Below are 5149 nucleotides of genomic sequence, written 5' to 3' on the forward strand. Positions count from 1 at the left end.
TCGCACTGCCCACCGTCGGCATCGACGACAACTTCTTCGACCTCGGCGGCCACTCCCTCCTCGCCACCAAACTCACCAGCCGCATCCGCACCACCGTCGGCGCGGAGCTGCCGATCCGCACGCTCTTCGACCACCCGACGGTGGCTGCTCTGGCCGCCGCCCTGCCCGTCACCGGCGCGGCCCGCCCGGCCCTGCGGCCCGGCGACCGGCCCGAGCGGATCCCGCTCTCCTCCGCCCAGCAACGCCTCTGGTTCATCGAGCAGTTCGAGGGCTCCAGCGCGCTCTACAACACGCCCGTCGCGGTCCGGCTGACCGGTGAGATCGACACCGCCGCCCTCGCCGAGGCCCTGCGCGACGTCGTGGACCGGCACGAGGTGCTGCGCACCACCTTCCCCAGCACCGACGGCCGGCCGCACCAAGTGGTCTCCTCCGCCGCCGGCTCGGCCCTGCGGACGGTCGCCGTCGGCACTCCGGAGGAGCTCGGCACGGCCCTGGCCGAGGCCGGGCGGGAGGTCTTCGACCTCGCCCGCGACCTCCCCGTCCGCGCCACGCTGTTCTCGCTCCCCGGCGGCGAGCACGTGCTGCTGGTCCTGCTGCACCACATCGCCGCCGACGGCTGGTCCGTCGCCCCGCTCTTCCGCGACCTCGCCGCCGCCTACCAGGCCCGCCGCACCGGCTCGGCACCCGAGTGGCAGCCGCTGCCCGTCCAGTACGCCGACTACACCCTCTGGCAGCGCGAACTCCTCGGCACCGAGGCCGGTCCCACCGCCCTGCTGACCGACCAACTCTCCCACTGGCGAACCGCCCTGGCCGACGCGCCCGAGGAGCTGGCCCTCCCCTACGACCGGCCGCGCCCGGCCGTGCCGACCCACCGGGGCGGCCTGGTCGAAGTCACCGTCGACCGCGAACTTCGCTCTGCCCTGGCCGAGGTGGCGGCGCAGCAGCAGGCCAGTCTGTTCATGGCCCTGCAGGCCGCCGTCGCCGCCCTCTACACCCGGCTCGGCGCCGGCACCGACCTGCCCCTCGGCACCCCCGTCGCCGGACGCACCGATGCGGCCCTCGACGACCTGGTCGGCTTCTTCGTCAACACCCTGCTGCTGCGCACCGACACCTCCGGCAACCCCACCTTCCGGGAGCTGCTGGACCGCGTCCGCCGCACCGACCTCGACGCCTACGACCACCAGGACGTCCCCTTCGAGCGCCTGGTCGAACACCTCAACCCCACCCGCACCCCCGGCCGCCACCCCCTCTTCCAGACCCTGGTCGCCCTGGAGGGCCGCGCCGCGGTGCCCACCGCCTTCGGGGACCTCGCCTGTGCCGAGCACCCCTTCGAGCTGGACGTGGCCAAGTTCGACCTGTCCTTCCGCTTCACCGAGCAGGGCCCCCAGGACGGGCTCACGGTGGCGGTCGAGTACGCGACGGACCTGTTCGACCGGAGCACCGCCGCCACCCTCGCCGACCGGCTGGTGCGCGTCCTGCACGCCGCCGCGGCCGACCCGGACGCCCCGATCGGAAGCTTCGGGATCCTCGCCCCGGCCGAACGCGAGCAGCTGCTCACCGACTGGAACGACACCGCCTCGCCCGTCCCCGACGCCACCCTGCCCGAGCTGTTCGAGGCCCGGGCCGCCGCCACCCCCGACGCTCCGGCCGTGGTCGCCGCCGACGGAACGCTCAGCTACGCCGAGTTGGACTCCCGGGCCGAGCACCTGGCCGCCCACCTCGCCGACGCGGGGGTCGGCGCGGACACCCCGGTGGTCCTGCTGATGGACCGCTCGGCCGACCTGGTCACGGCGATCCTCGCGGTCACCAAGGCCGGCGGCACCTACGTCCCGCTGGACGACCGGCACCCGGCCGAGCGGCTGCGGCGGATCACCGCCGACACCGGCGCGGCGCTGGTGCTGGTCGACGCGGCGCACCGGGGCCACCCGCTGGCCGCCGCGGCCCCCTGCCCCGTACTGCCGCTCACCGGCGACCGGTTCGACGCCCCGCGCCGCCGCCTCGCCCGCCGCATGCCCCTGCACCCGGAACAGCTCGCGTACGTGATGTTCACCTCCGGCTCCACCGGGGAGCCCAAGGGCATCGCCATCACCCACCGGGACGTGGTCCAGCTCGCCTCGGACCCGTGCTGGCGGCACCCGGACGGCCTGCGGGTGCTCTTCCACGCGCCGCACGCCTTCGACGCGTCGACGTACGAGCTGTGGGCGCCGCTGCTCTCCGGCGGCCAGGTGGTCGTCGCGCCGCACGGCGAGCTGGACGCGGCCGCGATCGGGGCGCTGGTCCGGGCCCACCGGCTGACCCATGTGCACGTCACCGCCGGGCTGTTCCGGGTCATCGCGGAGGAGGATCCCGGTGTCTTCACCGGCGTTCGCGAGGTGCTCACGGGCGGCGACGTGGTCTCCTCGGCCGCGGTCCGCAGGGTGCTGGAGGCCGTCCCGGGGGCCGGAGTGCGGGTGCTCTACGGCCCCACGGAGATCACCCTCTGTGCCACCCAACTCGCCATCGCCTCGGCGGAGTCGGTGCCGGACGTGGTGCCGATCGGCCGCCCGCTCGCCAACACCCGCGCCTACGTCCTCGACGACACCCTCCGACCCGTCCCGGCCGGAGTCCCCGGCGAGCTCTACCTCGCCGGCGCCGGCCTCGCCCGCGGCTACCTCGGCCGCCCCACCCTCACCGCCGAACGCTTCGTCGCCTGCCCCTACGGCAACGGCAAGGGCGAACGCATGTACCGCACCGGCGACCTCGCCCGCTGGACCACCACCGGCCAACTCGAATTCCTCGGCCGCACCGACGACCAGGTCAAGATCCGCGGCTTCCGCATCGAACTCGCCGAGGTCGAGACCGCCTTCACCACCCACCCCACCGTGGGCCACGCCGTAGCCCTCGTCCGCGAGGACCAACCCGGCGACAAACGACTCGTCGTCTACATCACCCGGTCGGCGACAACCGCCAGCGACACCACCACCCCCGACCCCGCCACCCCCGCCGAACTCCGCGCCCACGCCGCCGAACGCCTCCCCGCCTACATGCTCCCCGCCGCCATCGTCACTCTCGACACCCTCCCCGTCACCGCCAACGGCAAAGTCGACCGCCGCGCCCTCCCCGCCCCCGACTACCGCACCACACCCCAAGGCCGCGAACCCCGCACCGAGCGGGAACGGAGCCTGTGCGAGCTGTTCGCCCAGGTGCTCGGCGTGGCCACGGTCGGCATCGACGACGACTTCTTCGACCTCGGCGGCCACTCCCTCCTCGCCACCAAACTGGTCAGCCGCATCCGCACCACCCTGGGCGTCGAGATGTCGATCCGCACCCTCTTCGACCACCCCACGGTCGGTGAGCTCGCCACCGCGCTGCCGGCGGCCCGCAAGGCCCGTCCCGCCCTCAGGCCGATGCGCCGGCCGGGCAGCCCGTCGTAGGTCGCTCCCCGCCGTCCGGCACCGCCGGCCGGCACGACCGTCACGTCCACCCTGCACGTCACCGCCCGGAGGCAGACCTTGATCCCGTTGTCGTTCGCGCAGCAGCGGCTGTGGTTCGTCGAACAGCTCGAAGGCCCCAGCGCGCTCTACAACACCCCGTTCGCCGTCCGGCTCACCGGCGAGGTCGACCCCGCCGTCCTCTCCCGCGCGCTGCGGGACGTGCTCGTCCGGCACGAGGTGCTGCGCACCACCTTCCCGGCGGTCGACGGCCGGCCGCACCAGGTGATCGCCGACCCGGACGGCTCCGCCGTCGAGTCCGTCGAGGTGACCGCCGTGCCGGTGGCCGACGAGGCCGAGCTGACCGCACGGCTGGACGAGTCCGTGCGGCACGTCTTCGACCTGGCAACCGAACTCCCGCTGCTGTGCCGTCTGTTCTCCCTGCCGCACGGTGAACACGTGCTGCTGGTGCTGATGCACCACATCGCCAGCGACGGCTGGTCCGTCGGCCCGCTCTTCCGCGACCTCGACACCGCCTACCGCGCCCGCCGCGCGGGCACCCGCCCGGCGTGGGAAGCACTGCCCGTCCAGTACGCCGACTACACGCTCTGGCAGCAGGAGTTCCTCGGCGCCGAGGACGACCCGGACAGCGTGCTCGCCACCCAACTCGGCTACTGGCAGGCGGCGCTGGCCGACTCCCCGGAGGAACTGGCCCTCCCCTACGACCGGCCCCGCCCGGCCGAACCCACCCGGCGCGGCGGCGCGGCCGACCTCGCACTCGGCGGCGAACTGCACGCCGCGCTCGTCGAGTTGGCGGCGCAGGAACGGGCCAGCCTGTTCATGGTCCTCCAGGCCGCCGTGGCCGTGCTGTACACCCGGGTCGGCGCGGGCACCGACCTCCCGCTGGGCACCGTGGTCGCCGGGCGCACCGACGAGGCCCTGGACGACCTGGTCGGCTTCTTCGTCAACACCCTGGTGCTGCGCACCGACACCTCCGGCGACCCCACCTTCCGGGAGCTGCTGGAGCGCGTCCGGCGGCTCGACCTCGACGCCTTCGACCACCAGGACGTGCCCTTCGACCGCCTGGTCGAACACCTCAACCCGGCCCGCACCCCGGCCCGTCACCCGCTCTTCCAGACGATGCTGACGCTGGACAGCGACCAGGACCTGCCGTCTGACTTCGCCGGGCTGACCTGCCGCGCGCAGGACCTGGACCAGCACATGGCCAAGTTCGACCTGACCTTCGCCTTCGTGGAGCAGCACGACGACAGCGGAGCCGCCAACGGCCTCACCGGTGCCGTGGAGTACGCCGAGGAGTTGTTCGACCACGCCACCGCCGCGACGCTGGGCGAGCGCCTGGTCCGGGTGCTCCGGGCCGTCGTGGCCGCCCCGGACACCCCGATCGGCGGGATCGAGGTGCTCAGCCCGGCGGAGCGGGAGCGGCTGTTCGCGGACGGCAGGGGCCCGGTGGCGGCGCTGCCGGGGGGCGGACTGCCCGCGGTGTTCGAGGCCCAGGCCGCCACGACTCCCGACGCCGTCGCCCTGGTGGCGGTGGACGGCGAGCTGACCTATGCCGAACTCAACGCGCGCGCCAACGGTCTGGCGCGTCGGCTGGTCTCGGCCGGCGTGGGCATGGAGACGCCGGTCGCCCTGCTCATGGACCGCTCGGCCGCCCTCGTGGTGGCGATCCTGGCCGTCCTCAAGGCCGGCGGCACCTACGTGCCCCTGGACGACGCCCA

2 protein-coding genes are annotated in these 5149 nt (G+C 74.1%); both read left to right on the top strand.

The annotated features are described in order from the left end of the window. On the top strand, window positions 1-3413 hold a 3413-nt coding region (locus tag ACGF07_RS35495; RefSeq protein WP_392905796.1), incomplete at its 5' end, for an amino acid adenylation domain-containing protein. Between the two features lie 78 nt (window positions 3414-3491). Beyond that, window positions 3492-5149: condensation domain-containing protein (locus ACGF07_RS35500; protein WP_392905798.1), on the top strand; the 1658-nt coding region annotated here is incomplete at its 3' end.

This window comes from Kitasatospora sp. NPDC048194 (assembly GCF_043202455.1).
In the GTDB taxonomy this organism is placed as follows: Bacteria; Actinomycetota; Actinomycetes; order Streptomycetales; family Streptomycetaceae; genus Kitasatospora.